The sequence below is a fragment of the Sandarakinorhabdus rubra genome, assembly GCF_010994245.1.
Taxonomy (GTDB): domain Bacteria; phylum Pseudomonadota; class Alphaproteobacteria; order Sphingomonadales; family Sphingomonadaceae; genus Sandarakinorhabdus; species Sandarakinorhabdus rubra.
Genome location: NZ_WMHO01000214.1, coordinates 1 through 4,416 on the forward strand (window position 1 = coordinate 1; position 4,416 = coordinate 4,416).

Consider the following 4,416-nt stretch of genomic DNA (forward strand, 5'->3'; position numbering starts at 1 on the left):
CTGCCAGCCGCCGCCGAACGGGCCCGCGCCCTGGGCATCGCGCCGGGGCCGCTGCCCACCGGGCCGCTGAATGCCATCACCGATGTGCCGGGCGTGGCTGTCGGCCAGGTCACGCTGGATCGCGGCGACACGGTCCGCACCGGCGTCACCGCCATCCTGCCCCACGGCGGCAACATCTTTGCAGACAAGGTGCCCGCTGGCATCGTGGTCGCCAATGGTTTCGGCAAGTTGATAGGCCTCAGCCAGGTGAAGGAACTGGGCGAGATCGAGACACCGATCCTGTTGACCAACACGCTGAATGTGCCCGAGGCCGCCGCCGCCATCATCGAGCACACGCTGGCGCAGGCCGGCAACCAGGCCGTGCGCTCGGTCAATGCGGTGGTGGGCGAGACCAATGATGGCGGCCTCAACGACATCCGCGCGCGCGCCGTGACCATTGCCGATGCCCGCCGCGCCATCGCCGAAGCCCGCGGTGGGCCGGTGGCGGAAGGCGCAGTCGGCGCCGGCCGCGGCACCATTGCCTTTGGGTACAAGGGCGGGATCGGCACATCCTCCCGCGTCACGCCCGAAGGCTTCACGGTTGGCGTGTTGGTGCAGAGCAACTTCGGCGGCCGGCTGATCCTTGGCGGCGTCCCGATCCCGCCGCCGCCGGGCAAGACCGCAGCGCGTGTGTCCGCTGATGGCTCGATCATGATGGTGGTGGCGACGGACGCGCCCTTGAGCGACCGCAACCTCACCCGGCTGGCAGCCCGCGCCATGGCAGGCCTCGCCCGCACCGGCTCGGCCTTCTCCAACGGTTCGGGCGATTATGCCATCGCCTTCTCCACCGCCCAGGCGGTGCGCCGAACCCCCGCTCGCCGCGCCGCCGGCGCCGCCACGCCAGACGTGGGCAACGACAATGTCACGCCGCTGTTCATTGCCGCCGCCGACGCCACGGAAGAAGCCATCGCCAATAGTCTGCTGATGGCCGAGACGGTGACCAGCCGTGAACCGGCCAGCGGGAGCACCCGGCAGGCCGTCGCGGTCGACACGTCGTTGGTGAAGCGGCTGCTGGCCGGACGCTAGACGTCGAGGTTGGCGACGTTCAGCGCGTTTTCCTGGATGAAGCTGCGCCGCTCCTCCACCACATCACCCATCAGCTTGGCGAAGATGTCGTCGGCGTCAGCCGCATCGGCGACATCGACCCTGAGGAGCGTGCGGGCGGCCGGATCGAGCGTGGTTTCCCACAGCTGTTCGGCATTCATCTCGCCCAGACCCTTGTAGCGCTGGATGGCCAGCCCCTTGCGCCCGGCATCGAGCACGCCCGACAGCAGGTCCGACGGGCGGGTGACGCGCATCGTGCCCAGCATGGCTGGGGCGGCATAGGCGGCGGCTTCGGCAGCGGCCAGCACATGCAGGCGCGGCGCCTCGGGCGCCGACAGGAAGCCGCCATCGATCACATAGTAGTCGGTGACACCGCGCCAGGCGCGTTCGAGCGTGTAACCGCCATCGACCGACAGTTCCGCCTTCCAAACCCCGCCATCGGTTTCCGCAGCGTTCAACCAGGCAGCCGTGGCGGCTGCGGCCGGCTGCGACGCACCGGCCAGCGCGCCATTCAAGGCCAGCGCCTCGACGATCAGCGCCGGATATTTGCGCGGCACATAATCCATCAGGGCGCGCATCCGCCGGGCATGATCGACCAGTGCTGCCAGATCGGCGCCAGAGCGCGGGCCTGCGGCAGTGTTGAGGATCAGCGTTCCGGTGCCAGCCTCGACCAGATAATCCTCCAGCGCGGCATTGTCCTTCAGATACACTTCCGAGCGGCCGCGCGTGACCTTGTAGAGCGGTGGCTGCGCGATGAAGAGATGCCCGGCCTCGATCAGCGCCGGCATGTGGCGGAAGAAGAAGGTCAGCAGCAGGGTGCGGATATGGGCGCCGTCCACGTCGGCGTCGGTCATGATGACGATCTTGTGATAGCGCAGCTTGGCGATGTCGAAATCCTGCGCGATGCCGGTGCCCAGCGCCTGGATCAGCGTGCCGATCTCGCGGCTGCCCAGCATGCGGTCAAGCCGGGCCCGCTCCACGTTCAATATCTTGCCGCGCAGGGGGAGAATGGCCTGATACTGGCGGTTGCGGCCCTGCTTGGCGCTGCCGCCGGCGCTGTCGCCCTCCACAAGGAACAGTTCGGACTTGGCCGGGTCGCGCTCCTGACAGTCGGCCAGCTTGCCGGGCAGCGAAGCGATGTCGAGCGCGCCCTTGCGCCGCGTCAGGTCGCGCGCCTTCCGCGCCGCTTCGCGGGCGGCGGCAGCGTCGATGATCTTGGCGACGATGGTGCGGGCGTGCTGGGGGTTTTCCTGCAGCCACACGTCCAGCCGGTCGGCCATCAGGCTTTCCAGCGGCTGGCGCACTTCGGAGCTGACCAGCTTGTCCTTGGTCTGGCTCGAAAACTTCGGGTCGGGCAGCTTCACCGAGACGATGGCGGTGAGCCCTTCACGCATGTCGTCGCCGGTCAGGCTCACCTTCTCCTTCTTCAGGAGGCCCGACTGCTCGGCATAGCTGTTGAGCGTGCGGGTGAGCGCGGCGCGGAAGGCCGCCAGGTGGGTGCCGCCGTCGCGCTGCGGGATGTTGTTGGTGAAGCAGAGTACCTGTTCGTAATAGCTGTCGTTCCATTCCAGCGCGACATCGATGCCGATGTCGTTGGCCTGGCCGGTGATGGCGATGGGATTGGGGATCAACGGCTGCTTCGACTTGTCGAGATATTTCACGAAGGCCGCGATGCCGCCTTCATAATAGAGATCGACCGACTTCACCTCGGCATGGCGGGCATCGGTGAGCACCAGGCGCACGCCGGAATTGAGGAAGGCCAGCTCGCGGAAGCGATGCTCCAGCCGGCCATAGTCGAACTCGATGGTCTTGAAGGTGGCGGCGGAGGGAAAAAAGGTGACGCGGGTGCCGCGCTTGCCATTGGAGGGCCCCACCACCTTCAGCGGCGCTTGGCTCTCGCCGTGGTGGAAGCGCATCCAATGCTCATGGCCGTCGCGCCAGATGGTCAGCTCCAGCCATTCCGACAGGGCGTTGACCACCGACACGCCCACCCCGTGCAGGCCGCCCGACACCTTGTAGGCATTGTCGTCGCTGTTGTTGAACTTTCCGCCCGCGTGCAGCTGGGTCATGATGACCTCGGCAGCCGACACGCCCTCTTCGGCATGGATGCCGGTGGGGATGCCGCGGCCATTGTCGGTCACGCTCACCGAGCCATCGGGGTTCAGGCTGATATCGATCCGGTCGCAATAACCGGCCAGCGCCTCGTCGATGGCATTGTCGGACACCTCGAACACCATGTGGTGGAGGCCCGAACCATCGTCGGTATCACCGATGTACATGCCCGGGCGCTTGCGCACCGCATCCAGGCCGCGCAGCACCTTGATGCTGTCGGCGCCATAGTCATTCTGCTGGCCGGCGGGCTCGGGCCCGGCGGGATCAGTTGTGTCGGTCAAGGGGCAGGCCTCGGCAGGAGCGGGACATGCTCCAGCCTATAGGCAATCGCGCCCGCGCGCGCGACAAGATATTGCAGCGTGATGACGCCGGCTGCTGGGGCAGCGACTGCGGCCGTCAGCGCCAGCGCCCGCTCAGGATGCCGGGCATGCGCGGCAGGCCGGTGCCGGCCTGCTGGCGGCGCAGCCAGGGCAGCGCTTCTGCTGCCAGCATCGGCCGCGCGAACAGATAGCCCTGGATGGCGGTGCAGCCATGGGCCATCAGGAAGTCGCGCTGGCTGGCGGTTTCCACCCCTTCGGCGATCACCTCCAGCCCGAGGCCACGGCCCAGCTGGATCAGCGTGCGCGCGATCAGGCCGCGATCGCCCTCGCTGTCGATGGCGCGCGTGAAGCTCTTGTCCACCTTCAGCCGGTCGACCGGGAAGCTGGTGAGGTGCGAGAGCGAGGCATAGCCGGTGCCGAAATCATCCATGGCCAGCGTGCACCCCATGGCCCGCAGCGCCTCCAGCGCCTGGCCGATGCGGGCGATCGAGCGGTCGAGCAGCACCGTCTCGGTCACCTCCACCTCCAGGCGGCCGGGTGGCACGCCATGGCGGGCCAGCGCCCGGCGCACGGAATCGAGGAAATCATCGGCCAGCAGCTGGGCGGTGGAGACGTTGACGGCAAGATGGCCGGGGTCCAGCCCGGCCGCCAGCATGGCGCCAAAGCCGGCCAGCGCCGCCTCCATCACCTGGATGCCCAGCGGCTGGGCGAGGCCGACATCCTCCGCCAGCGCGATGAACTCGGCCGGCGGCACCCATTCACCCTCGTGGCGCCAGCGCGCCAGCGCCTCGAAGCCCATCACCGAGCCGTCGGACAGGCGCTGCTGCGGCTGCAGTGCGGCGATCAGCCGGCGCTGCGCCAGCGCCTGGCGCAGCGCATCGGCCAGCCGAGTCCGCCGCAC

General features: G+C 68.3%; 3 protein-coding genes. 1 reads left to right on the forward strand and 2 read right to left on the reverse strand.

Translation table 11 applies throughout. The features are described 5' to 3' along the window. The gene (locus GJV64_RS11855) at positions 1 to 1,065 is read left to right on the forward strand and encodes a P1 family peptidase (protein WP_164157421.1); all 1,065 of its coding nucleotides are present in this window, start codon (positions 1 to 3) and stop codon (positions 1,063 to 1,065) included. On the opposite strand, the gene gyrB is transcribed toward GJV64_RS11855, so the two are convergent. Together gyrB and GJV64_RS11865 are read right to left on the reverse strand one after the other, a co-directional pair. Then, a complete protein-coding gene (gene gyrB, locus GJV64_RS11860; RefSeq protein WP_164157422.1) occupies positions 1,062 to 3,476 on the reverse strand; it encodes a DNA topoisomerase (ATP-hydrolyzing) subunit B in 2,415 nt (804 codons plus the stop codon). The genes GJV64_RS11855 and gyrB overlap by 4 nt on opposite strands. Before the next feature lie 115 nt (positions 3,477 to 3,591). Continuing rightward, positions 3,592 to 4,416 (reverse strand): EAL domain-containing protein (locus tag GJV64_RS11865; protein WP_164157423.1); only part of this gene is annotated, 825 nt, incomplete at its 5' end.